The 18,979-nt window shown below is 71.3% G+C and carries 12 protein-coding genes and 1 pseudogene; 9 read left to right on the plus strand and 4 right to left on the minus strand.

The annotated features are described in order from the left end of the window. Window positions 1-19: 19 nt before the first annotated feature. The 4 genes and pseudogenes from IH26_RS0116855 to IH26_RS0116870 form a co-directional block, all read right to left on the minus strand. Entirely contained in the window at window positions 20-2,860 is a 2,841-nt protein-coding gene (locus IH26_RS0116855) for a GH92 family glycosyl hydrolase (protein WP_030437153.1), read from the minus strand. 125 nt (window positions 2,861-2,985) lie between these two features. Continuing rightward, window positions 2,986-3,135, minus strand: a pseudogene (locus IH26_RS64490) (carbohydrate-binding protein); the annotation flags it as partial. A gap of 1,133 nt (window positions 3,136-4,268) precedes the next feature. Then, on the minus strand, window positions 4,269-4,742 hold the full coding sequence (locus IH26_RS0116865) for a DUF6197 family protein (RefSeq protein ID WP_157437227.1): 474 nt from the start codon (window positions 4,740-4,742) through the stop codon (window positions 4,269-4,271). 73 nt (window positions 4,743-4,815) lie between these two features. Then, window positions 4,816-7,452: a TIM barrel protein gene (locus IH26_RS0116870; RefSeq protein ID WP_063763698.1), complete on the minus strand. Its 2,637-nt coding sequence runs from the start codon at window positions 7,450-7,452 to the stop codon at window positions 4,816-4,818. 618 nt (window positions 7,453-8,070) lie between these two features. Between IH26_RS0116870 and IH26_RS0116875 the strand changes: the two genes are divergently transcribed. The 9 genes from IH26_RS0116875 to IH26_RS0116915 all read left to right on the plus strand — a co-directional run bounded on the left by IH26_RS0116875 (window position 8,071) and on the right by IH26_RS0116915 (window position 18,921). Then, complete coding sequence (locus tag IH26_RS0116875; protein WP_030437157.1) at window positions 8,071-10,191, plus strand: Agd3-related carbohydrate-binding protein; 2,121 nt, start codon at window positions 8,071-8,073, stop codon at window positions 10,189-10,191. 28 nt (window positions 10,192-10,219) lie between these two features. Beyond that, a complete protein-coding gene (gene pelF / locus IH26_RS0116880) occupies window positions 10,220-11,719 on the plus strand; it encodes a GT4 family glycosyltransferase PelF (RefSeq protein ID WP_245665247.1) in 1,500 nt (499 codons plus the stop codon). Next, the gene (locus tag IH26_RS0116885) at window positions 11,716-13,167 is read left to right on the plus strand and encodes a hypothetical protein (protein ID WP_030437159.1); all 1,452 of its coding nucleotides are present in this window, start codon (window positions 11,716-11,718) and stop codon (window positions 13,165-13,167) included. Before pelF ends, IH26_RS0116885 begins: the two co-directional genes overlap by 4 nt. 28 nt (window positions 13,168-13,195) lie before the next feature. Next, window positions 13,196-13,924 (plus strand): sugar phosphate nucleotidyltransferase, encoded by a 729-nt coding sequence (locus tag IH26_RS0116890; RefSeq protein WP_030437160.1) that lies wholly within the window; start codon window positions 13,196-13,198, stop codon window positions 13,922-13,924. Further along, the gene (locus IH26_RS0116895) at window positions 13,921-14,799 is read left to right on the plus strand and encodes an NAD-dependent epimerase/dehydratase family protein (protein ID WP_030437161.1); all 879 of its coding nucleotides are present in this window, start codon (window positions 13,921-13,923) and stop codon (window positions 14,797-14,799) included. The genes IH26_RS0116890 and IH26_RS0116895 overlap by 4 nt, the downstream gene beginning before the upstream one ends. Next, window positions 14,796-15,842 (plus strand): glycoside hydrolase family 191 protein, encoded by a 1,047-nt coding sequence (locus IH26_RS53620; RefSeq protein ID WP_245665249.1) that lies wholly within the window; start codon window positions 14,796-14,798, stop codon window positions 15,840-15,842. Before IH26_RS0116895 ends, IH26_RS53620 begins: the two co-directional genes overlap by 4 nt. A gap of 19 nt (window positions 15,843-15,861) precedes the next feature. After that, window positions 15,862-17,175: a nucleotide sugar dehydrogenase gene (locus IH26_RS0116905; protein WP_034215440.1), complete on the plus strand. Its 1,314-nt coding sequence runs from the start codon at window positions 15,862-15,864 to the stop codon at window positions 17,173-17,175. Continuing rightward, window positions 17,172-18,140 (plus strand): NAD-dependent epimerase/dehydratase family protein, encoded by a 969-nt coding sequence (locus tag IH26_RS0116910; protein ID WP_030437164.1) that lies wholly within the window; start codon window positions 17,172-17,174, stop codon window positions 18,138-18,140. Before IH26_RS0116905 ends, IH26_RS0116910 begins: the two co-directional genes overlap by 4 nt. Before the next feature lie 85 nt (window positions 18,141-18,225). After that, complete coding sequence (locus tag IH26_RS0116915; RefSeq protein WP_030437165.1) at window positions 18,226-18,921, plus strand: endo alpha-1,4 polygalactosaminidase; 696 nt, start codon at window positions 18,226-18,228, stop codon at window positions 18,919-18,921. The last annotated feature ends 58 nt before the right edge of the window (window positions 18,922-18,979 follow it).

Below are 18,979 nucleotides of genomic sequence, written 5' to 3' on the forward strand. Positions count from 1 at the left end.
GATCGGCCGAACGGATCGGTCAGTTCTGCGGCGGGACGTCGCCCGGTCCGCTGCCCCACGTGGCGCTCGGCGTGGTGCTGAGCGAATAGGTCAGGTGCGCTCCCGCCGTGACCGCCCGGGCCGGCAGCCACGCCTTCGTGGTCGACCTTCCGTCCACCCGGAGACCCGCGATGTAGTGCGCCGATGCGGTACCGGGGGCATCGATCACCAGTGATCGCCCGCTAGCCAGGCGAACCTCGGCGTGCGGGAACAGCGGCGTGGTCAGGACCAGTTCGGCCCGGGTCGGCACGGCCGGGTAGAGGCCCAGCGCGGACAGCACGTACCACGCGCTCATCGTGCCGGCGTCGTCGTTGCCGGGGATGCCGCCGGTCCCGCTGCCCCACTTCGTGTCGATGATGGCCTTGACGGTCTCCTGCGTCTTCGAGGCGGCGCCCAGATAGTTGTACAGATAGGGCGTCTGGATGTCCGGCTCGTTGGTGACGTCCATCCGGGTGCCCTTGGTGGCGCTCAGGTCGAACGTGCCGTCCGGATTGCGGAAGAACGAGTCCAGCCGTTGCACGGCGATGTCGTCGCCGCCCATCTTCCGCGCGAGCGTGGTCAGGTCCGAATAGACCATCCAGGTGTACTGGGCACTCGTGCCCTCGACGAACCCGCTGCCGGTGGAGGGGCTGAAGCCCTCGGCCCAGGTGCCGTCCCGGTACTTGTCGCGCATCCAGCCGACGTACGGGCTGTCGATCGGCGCCGGCGTCGGCACCGCCGGATCGGCCAGTTCGAGCTCGCCGAGCTGGACGATGTCGGCGCCGCCGTTCTTGGTGACAGTCAACCGATAGGAGGTGTACGGCTGGGGACTGGACACCGAGTAGACCCGGGTCTGTCCCCGCTTGTCGAAGGACTGCCCGGTCTGCGAGTCGACGGTCGTCCAGGTGCTGCCGTCGTTCGAGCCCTGCAACTGCCAGTCGGCCGGATCGCGACCGGGCTCGTCGTTGCCGCTGGTGAGCGCGTACTGGTCGACCGTGCGCGGCGCGTCCAGCTGCGCGGCGATCCAGCCGGTGGTGGCGAAGGTGAGCCACTTGGTGCCCTTGTCGCCGTCGAAGGCCTGCGCCTTGCCCTCGTTCGGCGCGTTCTCGCCGCTCGCCGTGATCGCCGTGATGTGCTCGCGGATGTTGTGCGCGAGCCCCGGGTCGGCCTGGGCGGCCGGGTCGTAGACGTTGCGCCAGTTGTGCGAGCGGTCGAGGAACGCCCGGTACGCCTTGCGGTCGCCGAGCGCTCCGGCCAGTTGCGCGATGCCGTAGTCGGCGGCCGCGTCCTCGAGCGTCTCGGCGGCGCCGCCCCAGCAGTGGCAGTCGTCGGCCGGCACGTAGCCGTTGGTCAGCGCGAAGTCGAGCGCCGGGCGCTGGCCGACGCACTCCACGTTGCAGCCGTCGTCCTTGGAGTCGTTCGCGGTCGGCACGGTCGCGGCGTGCACCAGCGACGCGAGTGCGCCGCGGGCATCGAAGTCGCGCGCGCCGAACGCGTACATCGCGGCGATCGCGGCGGCCGACGGGTCGCCGGACATCACCGAGGTCTTGCCGTGCTCCAGCAGCCAGCGGTCCCACTCGCCGCCGCGCTGGGTGGCGTAGTTGAACAGCGACTGCGCATAGTCGCTCGCCTGCCGCTGGTCGAGCATGGCCAGAAGTTGTACCTGTGCGCGGTACTGATCCCAGCCGGAGAACGTGCCGTACTGCGCACGCTGGCCGTGCGCCAACCGGTGGATCTTGTCGTCGGCGCCGTAGTAGCGGCCGTCGGCGTCGCTGGTCAGTGTGGGCTCGAGTGCGGAGTGGTAGAGCGCGGTGTAGAACGTGGTCAGCTGATCGGTCGTACCGCCGCCGATCCGGACCTTGCGCAACCGATCGGACCAAGCCGACCGGGCCTTCGCCCGGATCTGATCGAAACCGGTCCGGTCGGGGGACTCCACCGCCAGGTTGCGCTGCGCGCCGGCCAGATCGGTGTACGCGATGGCCACCCGCATCGTCACCGCCGTGGTGCCCGGCGCGAACGTGACATAGCCGCCCGAGCCCTTCCCGGCGACCGGCCGGCCGGTCGCGCTGTAGCCGCTGCCGCCCTGCGCGTCGGTGCTGTCCGGGGTGAGCGTGCCGTCCTTCCAGGTGCCGGTGGCCGCGAACGGCTGGTCGACCTTCGCCACGAAGTGCAGCGTGTAGTACGCGTGCGAGTTGTCGGTGCTCTGCGGGCCGCAGAAGTTGCCCGCGCTGACCGAACCGGTGATCGTTCGCGCCGACGGATCGATGTGGACGGTCGCGTCGGTGCTGCCGGTCTCCGACAGCGAGGTGCGGAACAGCAGGCTGGCCGGCTTGTCGGCGGGGAAGGTGAAGCGGCCGATGCCGGTCCGGTCGGTGACCGTGAGCTCGGCGCCGGCGCCGCTGTCCAGCCCGACCCGGTAGTAGCCGGGCTCGGCGGCCTCGTTGGCGTGCGCGAACGTGCTCGCGTAGACCGAGTCGGTGGTGTCGGCGCTGGGCGAGGTGGCCGGGCGTCCGACGAAGGGCAAGATGGGAATGTCGCCGTTGGCCCCGGAACAGCCGACTCCGCTGAGGTGGGTCAGGCTGAGGCCGCGGATCCTGGTGGCGGTGTACTGGTAGCCGCCCGGGGCCGGGGTGGAGATCTGGCTGCCCCGGGAGGTCTGCGGGCTCCAGGCGAGCATGCCGAACGGCTTGACCGCGCCGGGATAGGTGTTGCCGAGGTTGGTGGTGCCGATGAACGGGTTGACGTAGGAAACCGGATCGGTGCGGTCGGCCGCCCGGGCGGCGGCGCCGGTCGGGATGGTCAGCGCCAGTCCGGAGAGAGCGGCCAGGACACTTCTGAGCATGAGGACTTCCTTCCTGACAACGATGTCAATGACAACGATGTCAGGCCAGAATCGATCTATATACAGGAATATGTCAATGACCTACGATCGCGGGGGACGCGTCTGCGTCCCCCGCGGAGGAGTCAGCAGGCGCCGTTGTCCGCCCAGACGTCCCACTGGCCGCTGTGCGTGGCCGGCGACTCGTTCTGCGTCCACCATTTCGCCGTGTACTTGTGGCCGTTCTGGCTCACCTGGTTGCCGGCGACGTACACCGCCGTCGCGCTCCAGGCCGGCACCGTGCACGTGCCCGGGTTGCCGGTGGTCGGGCTCGTGGTCGGAATGGTGGTGGGCGGCGTCGCGCCGGCGAACCGCGCCGTGTAGGTCGTGAACTCCCACGCGCTCTGCGGCACGCTGCTGCACGTGCCCGACGTCGTGCTCTGGTTCGGATCGGCGCACTGCCGATCGCGATTGACCGACCAGAACGTGTAGCGGGCCAGCCCGTGGCTGGTCGCGTAGTCCAGGGTGGTCTGGAAGTCGGCCTGCCGGAAGTACTCGCCGGAGTCGCTGCGCCCGTTCATCTGCGAGATGCCCTCATGCGCGTACGCCGTGCCGCTGTCCCACCCGAACGTGTTCATCAGGAGGGCGTGGAACTGCTCGAGCGCGGCCACCTGCGAGCTCGCCCCGCTGAACCCGCCGTCGAACGGCATGATCGAGTAGTTGGCCGGCGTGAAGCCCTGCGACTTCGCCTCGTTGAGCATCTGGGTGCCGAACCAGCCGGTGCCGGACGCCGTGCCCGCGGTGGTGATCGATACGTACAGCCCGGGATTGTTCTGCTGCAGGATCCGGGCGGCACCGATCTCGTTGTGCACGGCCGCGGTGTTCTCGTACTCGGGCTCCTCGAGGTCGAAGTCCATCGCCTTGAGCCCGTACTTGGTGACGACCTGCTGATAGGCGGCCGCGGTCGCCTCCGGCGTGCCGCAGGTCTGACCGAGCTTGGTGCCGCCATAGCCGCCGATCGAGACGCTCACGTCGCCGCCGTTCGAGCGGATCCGATCGATCAGCGCGCCGGCGTCGGAGTCGGACGAGACCGCTCGGGTGCCGTCCCAGGTCGGCGAGCAGCCGCCGCCGTTCGGGGCCAGGATGAAGGCCAGCTGGAAGGCCTTCTGGCTGGTGGCGTTCATGACCTCGACCGGATCGGGCGGGCTGTTGTCGAACGGCATCAGGTAGGGGGCGGAGGCGTACCAGTTGCTGCTGAGGGTGGCGGCGCCGGCCTGCGTCGCCACGGCGACACCGGCCGCTGTGAGGGCCAGGGCGCCGGCCCCGGCTATGAACAGTCGTTTCATGAGGCCTCCCGAAACCTTTAACAAAGTTTCTTAATCGTTTCGGGGGGCGCGCACCCATGACAGATGTCATGGTTCGTCGACGACCGTCAATTCCTCCGGGCGTACGCCCCGGACACGCGGGCGGTGGCGAGGTCGATCAGCCGGAGCACATCCTGGCTGGTCCGGTACGACCGGTCGTTCCAGGTGGTGAGGTCGCGGACCCGGGCGGCCCGGACCAGCGGCGGGGTCAGCGGGCCGACCGGGTCGCCGGTGGCCTCGGCATCGAAGAGCGCGTTCCAGAGCGCGTCGAGGGCCGGGTACGCATACTCCGGGCGGGAGCTCAGCCGATGCGCGCCATGCACCACCGCGCCGACCAGGCACGCCTCGACGACGCGGCGATGGTCCAGCCGGGTCGGGAAGAACCGCTGGGCCAGGCGGCGCCGGCCGCGCGGGGTCTCCATGACGAACCAGGTGCGCTGGGTCCAGCCGAGGGCGACGACCGCTCGGGTCGCGTCGAGGACCGCCAGGGCGTCCTGGTGACGCTGGGTGCCAGGGGCTGCGAGCTTCGAGATAACGGGCACGTTCACCTCCAGGTCAGGCCTCGATTGTCACGCGCCTCCAGTGGCTCGCGCCAGGCCGGACGTGATCCGCCGCTCAGGCCGCCACCGGCCGGTCCAGGTGGGCACGGGCGGCGGCGATCGCCAGGCGGGCGTGCTCCTTGCCGCCGACCTGGGCGACGAGCTGGGCTTTCGGGATCTCCAGGGCGTACGGCAGCCCGGGCGGCAGCGCGCCGAGAATCCCGTGGATGTCGATCCCGCCCTCGCCCGGGAACAGCCGCTCGAACCGGGCCGTGTGGATCAGTCCCTCGTTGGTGGCCGGCACCCCCGGCGGGGCGTCGCACACGTGCGCGAAGTGGAACCACTCGGCCGGCAACTGCCGCAGGTCGGCCACGCTCGATCCGGAGCGCGCGAAATGGAGCAGGTCGATCAGGATGCCGGCGTTCGGCCGGTCGGCGCCGCGCAGCACCCGGACGGCCGCGTTCAGGTCCGGCGTCTCGGTCCAGGACGGGAACTCCAGGTCGACGGTGAGCCCGAGCGGCCGGGCCATCTCGCACAGTTGGGCGAACCGATCGGTTTTGCGCGCCCGGTCGGGATCGGGCAGCTGGGTGATGACGTGCCGGGCGCCCAGTTCGGCGCCGGCCTCGAGGAAGCGCTGGAAGTCGCGGGGGTCGTCGTCCGGGCCGATCCGGGCGAGCTCGATGTCGAGCACCTCGATCCCGGTCGCGGCCAGCCGCACCTTGGTGGTCCGCATCAGGCCCGGATCGGTCGCGAGCGGGTAGTGCGGCTCCACCGGGGTGACCCGGGTCAGCCGCAGGCCCACGTACCGGTAGCCGGCCTCGGCCGCGGCGTCGACCAGTTCGGGCGGGGACAGGCTGAGCGCGGTCAGGTGTGCGAGCGAGAAGTCGTGGCGCTGGTCCGGGACGGAATGCCGCAGCCGGAGCAGCCGGCGCTCGCGGTGGGCCGCCATCCGGACGGGCGCGCCGGTCGGGCCGCCGTAGTCGGCGTACGCGTCGACGCGCTGCACCACGGCGAAGCAGACCCGGTGGCCGAGCATCTCGGTGTAGAAGTGCAGGTAGGCGCCGTGCTCGTCGCGATCGTAAAGGATCGAGTTGGCGCGGAGGGCGGCGAGCAGATCGGGCGGGAGCGCGAGCCGGGCGTCGAGGTCGGCGTAGTAGTTGTCCGGGATGGTCAGCAGCGGGGCGCCGAGCGCGCGCATCGCCTGAGCGCTCGCGATCGCGTCGGCGGTGCCGAACGCGACCTGCTGCGGGTCGGGGACCACCGGCGCCCAGTCGCCGCGGCGCATCGGCGCGGTGTTGAGCGTGATCCGTACGCGATGGCCGGGGTCGCTCGCCGCCCGGCTGCGGATCGGCCCGAACGGCGCCGCGATCTCGGCGGTCTCGCCGGCGCCCAGGCCGAGCACGGCCCGGTAGAAGAGCGTCGCCTCGTCGAAGTCGTCCACCGAATCGGTCAGCGAGACGTGGTCGGTCCCGCCGATCAGATCACCGCCGGGAGCGCCGACCGGTTCGAAGTCGCGCAGCCAGGCCTCGTTGCTCACCAGGAAGACCGAGGTGCCGTCCGGCGCCGCGATCGACGCCAGATCGGCCTCGCCGGGCTGCCGCAGGCGGGGGAGCACCGGCGCGAGCAGCCGCTCGGCCCGATCGATCGACCGGGCCGGATCGGCGGTCCCCACCGCCAGCGCCACGATCGTCGCCGTCCCGGGCGCGACACCCCGGGCCGCGGCGAAGTTCAGCAGCACCCGCGCCCGCCCTTGCTGCCACAGCTGGACCGGCTTCGAGCGATGCTGACCGGCGTGCGCGAAGCCGAGCGCGGCGAGCGCCCGCGCCACCTCCGGCCCGGAGACCGGGTCGACCGCCAATTCGGTGAAGACGATGCCCGACAGCTCCGGCGCGGCCGGGAGCACACCCTCCCGCAGCGCCAGCAGCGATCGCATCCCGTTGATCGCCGCGTGCCGGGGATCCGACTGCCGGTACACGTCGTTGGACGCCTCGAGCGAGAGCGGCCCATCGTAGCCGGTGCTGAGCACCCGGCCGAGGAACCCGGCGACGTCGAACGAACCCAGCCCGGGAAGGAGCCGGTGATGCCGGCTGCGCTCGGCCACGTCCATGGTCGGCCGCGGCGAGTCGGCCAGTTGCAGATGGAAGATCTTCGAGCCGGGGATGACCCGGATCCCGGCCGGATCGTCGCCGCGGGAGAGCACATGGAAGCTGTCCAGGCACAGGCCGAGCGCGGGGTGGGCGGCCCGGCGCACGATCCGCCAGGCGTGCGCATAAGTGTTCACGAAGCGACCCCACGCGAGGGCTTCGTACGCGATCCGTAGCCCGCGCGCCTCGGCCCGGGCCGCCAGGGCGTGCAACTGCTCGGCGGCCAGGTCGTCGTCGTCCACCGCGTCGGCCGAGGTCGACGAACAGACCACGACCGTTCCGGCGCCGATCCGCTCCAGCACGTCGAAGGTGCGCTCGGCCCGGCGCAGATTAGCCGCGAAGGTGTCCGGCGGGACCGCCTCGAAGTCCGGGAACGGCTGGTACGCGTCGACCGTGAGCCCCCGCCGCGCGCACTCCTCCCGGATCCGTCCCGGCGACCAGGACGAGGTGACCAGGTCGCTCTCGGCCAGCTCGACCCCGTGGAACCGGGCCGCCGCGACGGCGGCCAGCTTGTCCTCGAGGGTCCCGGACAGGCAGTCGGTGGCGATCGACATCCGGTGATCGGCCATGGCCGTCCCCTCCCGGCGAGTGAACGTACTGGTTAGTTCATTGAGGATAGCTCCTGGTCCGCCTCGCGGTCCAGCGGTACCGCTCAGTGGGCCTGTGATCGGTCCCCGAGAATGGATCGGCCGACGTATTCGAACGCCTTTGTTCGGCAATGTCGAACGGCGGCCTTCGCCCTGACCGTGTTTTTCGAGAATTGTCAAAATGATCAAAGAGGAATGGTACGCGCGAGTAACTTCCGCGAATCCGGAGTCGCCCGCCTCCGTCTATACCGGACCGTTTTGCATGCATCAAGGATCCGCCGAGATCACCCAAGTCAGCATGATCCGTGCCCTAAGTGGACAAAGGTTGCTCTTCCCGTGCGAAGGTGATCACGTGAAGAATGTTAACGAGTGATGACATCGATGTCCGTGAACTCGCTTGTCAGGTGGATATTTCCGTGGCGTAACACGGCGCGATCGGGGTAACGAGCCGGTCAGCTATCACCATCGTCAATGCGTGTCAATCAATCCGGGCGTCCGGCAGAGGACTTCATTGCGGGACGGCAGGGAACCTTAAGTTTCTCTTAGACTCGCCGTCGGCCCGCTCCCCGAATGGACTCGCATCTGCCAGGAGGCGCCCTGATGGCCCTGGTTCGTCCCGCGTACCGCCGAGCGCTGCGCACCCTCCTCGCGACACTGGCCGCCGGCGCTCTCGTCGCCGCGATGCCGGCCCCCGCGAACGCCCAGCCCCCCTCGCACCCCGGCGCCGCGCCGCAGGTGGCCGGCTACGGCCAGGTCGCGCCGCCCAAGGTGACGCGGCCCGCCCCGCTGCCGCGGCGCACCGGCTCGGTTGCCGTCACGCGTACCGCCGCCAAGAGTCTCGCCGCGGCCGGCGCCACCGATCGTGTCGCGCTGCGCGCGCTGGTCGTCGCCACCGACAGCAACGACTTCGGCGTGCCCACGCTGACCGCGACCCTCGACCGGCTCGGCGTCGCCTACGACGTGCTGTACGACGCCACCACGACGGTCACCACCGACACCCTCGTGCGCTCCGACGGTGTCGGCCGGTACAACGCGATCCTGCTGACCAACAGCATGCAGCTGTACGCCTCGGGCGGCAGCTACCTCACCGGCCTGGACAGCTCGGAGTGGAACATTCTCTGGGCCTACGAGCGGAACTACGGCGTGCGCCAGGCCGCGCTCTACACCAGCTACGGCACCTGGCCGGAGGATTACTGCCTGCAGTCGGCGGGCGAGACCTCGGTCGGCGACACCCCGCTCAACGTCTCGCTCACGCCGGCCGGCGCCGGGGTCTTCGACTATCTCCAGCCGACCGCCACGATCCCCGTGCAGCAGTCGTACGTCTATCGGACCAGCATCGTCGCGGGCTGCTCGGCCGACGCCACGCTCACCGACGGCACCAATGTGCTCGGTGTGCGCACCACCTCCACCGACGGGCGGGAGCGGCTCGCGCTCACGTTCACGTCCAACCAGTACCTGCTGCAGTCCGACCTGCTCGTGCCCGGTCTCATCCGGTGGGCGACCAAGGGCCTCTACCTGGGTGAGCAGCGGCACTACCTGAACGTCGACATCGACGACTGGTTCAACACGTCCGATCACTACTACCCGGACGGCCACGTCGAGTACACCCCGGGCTGGCAGGTCACCGCGCACGACATGGTGAACCTGGACAACCAGCAGATCGCTTTGCGCACCCAGTACCCGCAGGCGGCCCCGTTCGAGTACAACCTCGCCTACAACGGCGCCGACATCGACCCGTTCGCCGGCAACCAGTGCAGCCCGGACGGCGACGCCACCCAGCTCACCGCGACCACGAAGTGCCTCGAGACGCACTTCCGGTGGCTGAACCACACGCTCAACCATCCCGAGCTCAACGCGACCGACTACGCGACGACGTACGCCGAGATCAACAACAACCGCACCGCGGGCAAGGCGATCGGCCTGACCCCGCCGGACGACGTGCTGAAGACCCCGGAGTACTCCGGCCTCGGCGTCTACACCCAGGACCCCAACTGCGACACCTGCGTGCCCGTAGACCACGGTCTGACCGGCTCCAACCCCAACCTGCTGCAGGCCGCGAAGGACCTGAACATCAGGTACCTGCACGGCAACATGTCGTTCGCCAGCCACGTGCCGGCGCACTACAACGCCAACATCGTGCACCCGATGGAGCCGAGCATCTCGGTGGTCCCGGACTGGCCGACGAACATCGCCTATTTCGTCACCACGCCCGACGAGGAAACCGCTTTCTACAACTCCTTCTACGGACCGAACGGCAAGTTCCCGTACTGGCCGACCGATCGCACGTACGACCAGATCGTGGCGTACGAGGGCGGCATCGGGCTGCAGCACGTGGTCGAGGGATCGATCAACACAAACACCTTCCACATCGCCAACACCAACGACTACGGCTCCGGCCGGACGCTGGTCGGCGACTGGGTGCAGAACATCGTGAGCCGGTACGCGTCGTACTACACGACGCCGCTGCTCAACCTCGACTGGTCCACGCTGGCCGGGTACACGGCGGAGCGGGACGCGCACTTCGCCCAGCTCGGCGCGGGCGTCGACCCGGTCTACGACCGGTCGGCGGGCACGGTCACGGTGACCTCGCCGCTGGCCGGGACGGTCGAGATCACCGGGGTGCAGGGTGCCTCGTCGCGCACGTACGGCAGTGACGTCACGACACCGGTGGCCCTCGGCGCGAACACGGCCGTGACGCTCGCCGCCGTGCCGCGAGCCTGAGCCGGCGGGCCTCGTGCGCGTCGCGTTGGTGTCGGAGGGGACCTACCCGTACGCGATGGGCGGTGTGAGCATCTGGTGCGAGCAGCTCATCCGCGGCATCCCGGACTACCGCTGGGAAGTCGTGGCGCTGACCGTCGACGGGACCGAGAAGGCGGTCTTCGCCGCACCGGACAATCTCGATCGCGTTCATTCCATCCCGCTGTGGGGCGGCCGGGGCACCGGCCGTCCCACCGCGGGCGGGACGCGGCCGGGCGCGGCGTTCCGGGAGTCCTACGAGGTGTTCCTCCGCGCGCTCGTCACGCCGCTCGAGGCCACCGGCAGCGACCAGGCCGCGGCCAGCCGCAGCCTCTTCCTGCTCGCGCTGCGCGGGCTCTACGAGTACGCGGCCACGGGCGGCGACCTGAGCGCCGCGCTGCTGTCCAACGACGCCGTCGGGATGACCCTCGACGCGTGGCGCGAGCTGCGCGTCGAGGAGACCGGCCCGGCGCCGACCGTGGCCGACGCGATCGAGGCGGCCTGGCTCATCGAGCACATGCTGCGGCCGCTGAGCGCCCCGGTGGTCGAGGCCGACATCGTGCACTGCTCGATGAACGGACTGTCCACCCTGCCCGCGATGACCGCCAAGTGGCGGCACGGTACCCCGCTGGTGATGAGCGAGCACGGCATCTACCTGCGCGAGCGGTACATCGCCTACCTGCACGAGGACGCGTCGCACGCGGTCCGGGTCCTCGCGTTGAGCTTCTTCCGCTCGCTGGCCGGCGCGGCGTACCTGATCACGGATGTGCTCGCGCCGCACTCCGCGTACAACCGCCGCTGGCAGTTGCACAACGGGGCCGACCCGGAACGCATGTGGACGATGTACAACGGGGTGGAGCCGGCCGAGTTCCCGCGGGCCGTCGCCGAGCCGGAGGCGCCGACCATCGCGTTCATGGGCCGGATCGACCCGCTCAAGGACCTGCACACGCTCATCCGCGCGTTCGCTCTGGTCCGCGAGCAGATCCCGGCCGCGCGGCTGCGGATCTTCGGCGGCACCCCGGCGGTCAACCGGATCTACCACGAGTCGTGCGAGCGGCTGATCGGCGAGCTCGGTCTCGGCGGGGCGGCGGTGCTCGAGGGCCGGATCGGCAACGCCGTGGACGCCTACCACGCGGGCAGCATCGTGGCGCTGACCAGCATCTCCGAGGGATTCCCGTACACCGTGGTCGAGGCCATGGCGTGCGGTCGGCCCACGGTCTGCACCAACGTCGGCGGGGTCGCCGAGGCGGTCGGCGACACCGGCATCGTCGTCGCGCCGCGCGACCACGCCGCGGTGGCCGAGGCGTGCGTGCGGCTGCTCCGCGACGACGAGCTGCGGCACCGCCTCGGCGCCGCGGCGCACGCCCGGGTCATCGAGCACTTCACCCTCAGCCAGTCGCTGCAGATGTACCGCAACGTCTACGAGGGACTGGCCGCGCCGCTGCCGGGCGCCGAGCCGCCACGCGTCCTGCGGCCCGCCGTGCCGGTCGACCTCCGGGGCGGCGCGCGATGACGATCGACGAGCTGAAATCCGTCGAGGAGACCGCGCCGCCGCAGCACACCGTCGTGCTGCCGCGGGTCTCGACCGATCCGCTCGACGAACTGGTCGACCGGGTCCGGCCGGCGCTGGCCCGGGCGGTCGACGCCCTGCAGGTCGCCGCGGCGCTGGAGGCGGATGGCTGCACCGATCGGGTGGCCCGCGTCGAGTACGGATTCCCGGACGTGTTCGCCCTCGCCGCCGAGGTGTTCCGCCGGCTCGGCCCGCCCGCCGAGGCGACGGCCGAGCCGGCCGGGGCGGCGCACGGGTGGCGCGCCGCGCTGCGGTTGCTCGCGCACGGGCCGCTCTACGCCCTGCCGGCCGCCGTCTTCCCGGCCGTGCTCGCGGTGCTCGACCAGCGCGCGGTGATCCCGGCGCTGGTCGTGGCGGGCGTGTTCGGCTGGACGGCGGCCGGCTCGGTGGCGTTCGCCGCGTACCGCCTGCTCGGTTCGTACCGGCCGGGTGCGGCCGCCCGCCTGCTGCGCGTCACCCTGCTCGCCGCGCCGGCGGCCGGCGCGCTGGCCGGGCTCGCGGTGGCCGGCCTGGCCGGCGGCGGCTGGGGGCTGGTCCTGCTCTGCGCGTGCCAGCTCGCCTACCAATTGGCCGGCACGGTGCTGATGTTCTACCGCCGCGAGGCGCTCCAGGCAGCGGCGATGGCGCCCGCGGTCCTGGCCGGGCTGGCGTATCTGGCGGCCGGCCCGGCGATGCGCCCGGCCGCGCTGGTCACCGCGGCCGCCGGCCTGGCCGCGGCGTTCGCGTTCGCTCTTCTGGCCACCCGCGGCCACGGCGAGAACGAGCGGCCGGCGCGCGCGGACCTGTCCGGACTGGCCGGCGTCACCTGGTACGGCCTCTGCTCGGCCGTCCTGCTGCTGCACGCCTCGGCGCCGTACCTCAACTCGCGGCTGGACCTGGCGATCGCGGTGGCGCCGCTCATCCTCGCGATGGGCTTCGTCGAGTGGCGCGCCGAACGGTTCCAGGCCGAGGCCGTCGGGCTCACCCGCCGCAGCCACAGCCCGCGGGAGTTCGGCCACGGCATGTGGTGGCTGATCGGCAGGGAAACGCTTGCCTGCCTCGCCGTACCGGCCGCGCTCGGCCTCGTCCTGCTGGCCGGGCTGGACGCGGCGGGCCGGCTGACCGGACCGGGCGCCCTGATGGTCGCCGCGCACGTCGTGCTCGGCGGCGCCTACTACTCCGCGTTCGTCCTGGCGGGCTTCGAGCGGTTCGGCTGGCTCTGCGCCTGCCTGCTCACCGCGATGGCGGCGCACGTCGGGATCGGCGCCTGGCTCGGCGCCGCGCCCCTGCTGGGCCGGACGTCCGCTCCGACGGCCGACACGGCGCTCTACCTCGGCAGCACCCTCGCGCTGCTGGGCCTGTTCCTGCTCGGCCTGCGCCCGATCCTCGGCCAGGTCCGGCACTACCGGTAGATCACGACCTTGGGGAGGCAGATCTGCGATGCAAGCGGTCATTCTCGCCGGCGGCAAGGGCGTACGGCTGCGGCCGTACACGACCACACTGCCCAAGCCGCTCATGCCCATCGGTGACAAGCACGCGATCCTCGAGATCGTCCTGGACCAGCTCGCCGGCTGCGGGTTCACGTCGGTGGTCCTCGCGATCAACCATCTCGGCCCGCTCATCAAGGCCTTCGTCGGCGACGGATCGCGCTGGGGCCTGACCGTCGACTACATCGAGGAGGACCGGCCACTGTCGACGGTGGGCCCACTCTTCGCGCTGAAGGAGAAGCTGCCCGACGAGTTCCTGGTGATGAACGGTGACGTGCTGACCGACCTGGACTACGCCGACCTGCTGAACCAGCACACTCTCAGCGGGAGCGGACTGACCGTGGCGATCGCCGAGCGCACCCACCGGATCGAGTTCGGCGTGCTCGACGTGGAGGCGTCGCGTGTCGTCGGCTTCCGCGAGAAGCCCGACCTGCGCTATCAGGTGAGCATGGGCGTGTACGGGATGTCCCGGCGGACGCTGGCGCCGTACCCGCCCGGCCGGTCGTTCGGCTTCGACCAGCTCGTGCTGGACCTGCTGGCCCGCGGCGAGAACCCGGCCACGTACCCGTTCGCGGGGTTCTGGCTCGACATCGGCCGGCCCGAGGACTACGACGAGGCCAACCGCAGCTTCGAGGAGAACCGGGGGAAGCTGCTGCGGCAGCGGGAGGGCGAGCCGGTATGAGGCGCGTCCTGCTGTTCGGGTCGTCCGGGTTCATCGGCGGCCGGGTGCGCGCGGCGCTGGCGGACATCGGCGAGGTGGTCTGCCCCGGCCGGGACCGGCACGACCTGGTCCACGGCGACGTCGCCGAGCTCACCGGGGTGATCGCCGAGGCGGCGCCGGATGCCGTGGTGTGCTGCGTGGGAGCGCTCACAGGCTGCGCCGAGGAACTGGTGCGGGCGAACACGATGGTGGCGGCGAGGCTGCTCGAGGCGGTGGCGGCGGCCGCGCCGTCGGCCCGCCTGGTCCGGCTCGGCTCGGCGGGGGAGTACGGCGTCGTGCCGCACGGGCGGTCGGTGGCCGAGGACGATCGGACCGAGCCGGTGGGCGCCTATGGGGTGAGTCACCTGGCGGCCACCCGGCTGTTCGCGCTGGCCGGCGAGGTCGACGCGGTCGCCGTGCGGGTGTTCAATCCGATCGGCGCCGGTCAGCCGGCCGAGAACGTGCTCGGCCGGGCGGCGTTGCGGATCAGGGAAGCGCTTGCCATCGGGTCGGCGGAGATCACGCTGGGGCCGCTCGGCGCGTACCGGGATTTCGTCGACGTCCGGGACGTGGCCGCGCTCATCCGCGCGATCGTGCTGGCGCCGGAGGTGCCCGGTCGCGTCTACAACGCCGGCAGCGGCCGGGCGGTGACCGTGCGCGAGGCGGTCGGGCTGCTCGCGGCCGAGGCGGGTTGGACGGGCAGGGTGCACGAGGCCGGTGCGGGTCCGCAGCGGTCGGCCGCGGTCGACTGGATCCGGGCCGACATCTCGCGCGCCGGCCGTGACCTGGGCTGGGCGCCCGCCCACGACCTGGCGGAGTCCATCAAGGACATCTGGGCCGCCGAAACCTCGAAATGACCCGTTCATGGCGTACGGCGGGGATGGTCGCCGCGGCGGCGGTGGTCGTGGCGTTCGCCGTCACGGTCGTCGTCGTGGTGACCCGCACGCCCGCTTCGCCGCCCACCGCAGCGTCGCCGCTCACCGCCACGCCACCGGCCACGGCCTCGGCGGCGTCGCCGCGCACGGCCACGCCCGCGCCGCCGGTCACGCGCCCACCCGCGGCCACGGCGCCGTTGCTCGGCATCCGCGACTGGGCGTATCAGTTGCAGGACTATCCGGGCGGCCGGCTCGATCGGCTGGCCGGCGGGCCGTACCAGCTGATCGTGGTCGACCTGGCCCGGGACGCGGCCGCGGACTACTTCACCGCCGCGGAGATCGCCCGGGTCCGCGCCACGGGAAAGCGCGTACTCGCCTACTTCGAGATCGGCAGCATCGAGAACTTCCGGCCGGAGTACTCGCAGCTGCACCGGGCGGCGCCCGACCTGATCGCCAACGCGTGGCCGGAGTGGCCGGGCGAGTACTTCACCCGCTACTACGATCCGCGCTGGTGGTCGATGGTCGTGCGGCCCCGGGTCGACCGGGCGTTGCGCGCCGGGTTCGACGGCGTCTATCTGGACACCCCGCTCGCGTACGAGCAAATCGATCTGAAAGCGACGCAAGGCCGCGACCGTGCCGCCCTGGCGCGCGACATGGCCGCACTGATCGTGCGGATCAGCCGGTACGCCAAGGCCGCCCGGCCCGGCTTCCTGATCGTCCCGCAGAACTCGCCCGAGCTGCGCCACCAGCGGGGATACACCGCGGCGATCGACGGCATCGGCATGGAGGAGCTGTTCTACGAGGCCACCGACGAGCGGTGCGCCCAGGACTACTGCGCGGAGAACCTCGCCGAGACCCGTGCGCTGCGCGCCGCGGGGAAGTTCGTGCTCGGCGTCGACTACGCCACCCGGCCGGCCGACGTGCGCGCGGCCTGCGCCCGGTACGCGACCGAACATTTCGCCGGCACGGTCACCGTGCTGGGTCTCGACCGCACCACCCCGCCGTGTCCCGCACGCGGCGCCTAACCGGAACCGGAGGAGAAGAATGCCTCAGACGATCGGGGTCGTCGGGCTCGGCTACGTCGGGCTCACCCTGACCGCGGCGCTGGCCGACAAGGGGTTCGTCGTGCACGGCGCCGACGTGTCGCCCAGGGTGATCGACAGCTTGTCGCAGGGCCGCTCGCACATCTTCGAGCCGGGCGTCGCGGAGATCTTCGCGGCCCGGATCGGCCGCGGCATCCACGTCGCCGCCGAGTTGCCGCGCGACACCGTCGACGTGGCCGTCATCAGTGTCTCGACACCGGTCGACGAGTCCACGCGCCGACCGAACTTGGCCAACCTGGCGGCCGCGGCCCGGAGCGTCGCGGCGACCTGCCGGCCCGGCACGCTCGTCGTCGTCCGCAGCACGGTGCCGATCGGCACGAGCCGCCGGGTGGTGCTGCCCGAACTGCGCGCCGCGTGGGGCGATGACGTCAGGCTGGTGATGGCGCCGGAGCGGACCATCCAGGGCCAGGCGCTGCGCGAGCTTGTCGAGCTGCCGCAGGTGGTCGGCGGGCTGGACGAGGCGAGCCGGCGGGCCGGGGCGGAGTTCTTCCGCGGGCTGGTGAACACCGTCGTCGAGGTGTCCGAGCTGGAGACGGCTGAGATGGTGAAGCTCTCCAACAACTGCCACACCGATCTGATCTACTCGTTCGGCAACGAGATCGCGCTGATCGCCGAGCAGCACGGCTTGGACCCGCTCGAGGTGATCCGGGCGGCGAACCTCGGCTACCCGCGGCCCGACCTGTCCAAGCCGGGCTACGTCGGCGGCGGCTGCCTCTCCAAGGACCCGTACATCATGCTGGACAGCTCCGGCGGGTACCGGCCGTTCCTGGTCGGGAAGGCCCGCGAGCTGAACGAGTTCCTGCCGGTCCACGTGGCCGAGACGGTGGTGCGGCAGCTTCAGGAACTGCGGGGCGCGACGCGCGGCGCCCGGCTCGCCGTGCTCGGCTGGGCGTACAAGGGGTGGCCGCCGACCGACGACATGCGCGGCACGCCGATCGCCGCCATGATGCCGATCTTCTCGGCCGCCGGGATCACCGTGACCGGCCACGACCCGATGGTGCACGACGACGTCATCCGGCAGTACGGCGGCGAGCCGATCAGCCTGGACAAGGCGTTCACCGACAGCGACGCCATCCTGGTCATCAACGACCATCCCGACTACCGGGCGATCGAGGTTACCGAGGTGCTCGGCGCCGGCCGCCCGGCGCTCATCTACGACTCGTGGCGGGTGCTGGACGGCCCGGCGATCGCCGCGGCCGGCATCCGCTATGCGGCTCTCGGCTACCTTCCGCGTACGGGAAAGGCTCTGGCATGAAGGTTCTGCTGCTGGGCGGCGCCGGGTTCATCGGCCTGCATCTGGCCCGCCGGCTCGCCGCCGACGGGTGCGAAGTGACCATTGTGGACGACTTCTCGCGCGGCCGCCGGGACGCCGAGCTGGCGGCCGTGTGCGCCGACGATCGCGTCCGGATCGTTTCGGCCGACCTCACCGATCCGGCCACGTATGCCGCGCTCCCGCACGGCTGGGACCAGATCTACCTGCTCGCCGCGGTCGTCGGCGTGCGCAACGTCGAGCAGGATCCGGCCCGCGTGGTGCGGGTCAACACGCTGGTGGCCATGCACACGGTCGAGTGGGTCGCGCCGGGCGAGCGGGTGTTCTTCGCCTCCACCAGCGAGGTCTACGCCGGCGGGGTCGACGCGGGCGTGGTTGCGGTGCCCACCGCCGAGAACGTGCCCACGATGATTTCCGACATCACCCAACCCCGATTCGCGTACGCCGTGAGCAAACTCCTCGGGGAAGCCGCTTTCCTGCACACCGCCCGGGCCCGGGGCTTCGAGGCGGTCGTGGGCCGGTTCCACAACGTGTACGGCCCTCGGATGGGCGCCGACCACGTCATCCCGGAGATGGCGCTGCGCGCGCGGGCCGGCGAGGACCCGTTCCGGGTGCCCGGTGCCGATCAGTTCCGAGCGTTCTGCCACGTCGACGACGCGGTCGAGGCCATGGTGCGGCTGATGGCGACCCCCGAGGCGGCCGGTCAGATCGTGCACATCGGCAACGATCGCGGCGAGACGAACATCGGCGATCTCGCCAAGCTCGTCCTGCGGGTGGCCGGCTCGGGCGCGACCATCAAGGCCTCGCCGGCGCCGCGCGGCTCGGTGACCCGCCGCTGCCCCGACCTGACCCGCCTGCGCGACCTGACCGGGTACGAGCCGAAGGTGTCGCTCGAGGACGGCGTCCTGTCCACCTACGCCTGGTACGCGTCGCAGGGGAGGCCGGCATGACCGCCTGCACCGAGCGGCACCTCCGCAAGCTGCCCGCCCAGGCCGCAGGCGAGGGCCAGAAGGGCATGCCAAAGGAGGGCACAGCATGAGCGACACGCCGCCGATCTGGTTCTACTACGGCAACGGCCATCTCATCGAACTGGCCGAGTACCCGCGGGTCGTCCTGCAACCCGACTTCTACACGCCGGCCGAGCTGAAGTACCTGTCCGGCGAGGGGGTGCAGACACTCGGCTACCTGTCGCTGTCGGAGGACCAGGGGCCCCCGGCGCCGTGGCAGCGGACCGAGAAGAACCCCGACTGGGGCGGCTCGTTCGTCCATGTCGGACACCCGCAGTGGGTGGAGCACGTGGTCGGGCAGGCGCGGGCGGCGAAGGAGGCGGGCTTCGACGGGCTGTTCCTCGACACGCTGAACGTGGAGCTGACCTTCCCGGAGGACGTGCCGCACCTGCTCACGCTGGTGGCTGCGCTGCGCGCCGAGGTCGGGGACGGCTACCTGCTGGCCAACCGCGGTTTCGGCATGCTGCCCCGGCTCGCCGAACTGGTCGACGGGGTGGTGTTCGAGTCGTTCTCGGCGCGCTGGACGGACGACGGCTACGCGCCGTGGCCGCCGGACGTGCTGGAGTTCCACGCCCAGATCGCCGAGCAACTGCTGCGGTTGCAGCTGGACCTGTACGCGCTGGACTACGCGGACACGCCGGGGCTGACGGACTTCGCGGTCCGCCGGGCGCGGCAGTTCGGCATGCAGTGCGTGGTGAGCGACCGGGCGTTGTCGCGGGTCTGAGGCGGCGGCCCTCGACGGCCGGCTCGGCTGACCGGCCGGCGTGAGCTGCGGCTCATGG

Origin of the sequence: Actinoplanes subtropicus, assembly GCF_000721705.1 — a bacterium.
GTDB lineage: Bacteria > Actinomycetota > Actinomycetes > Mycobacteriales > Micromonosporaceae > Actinoplanes > Actinoplanes subtropicus.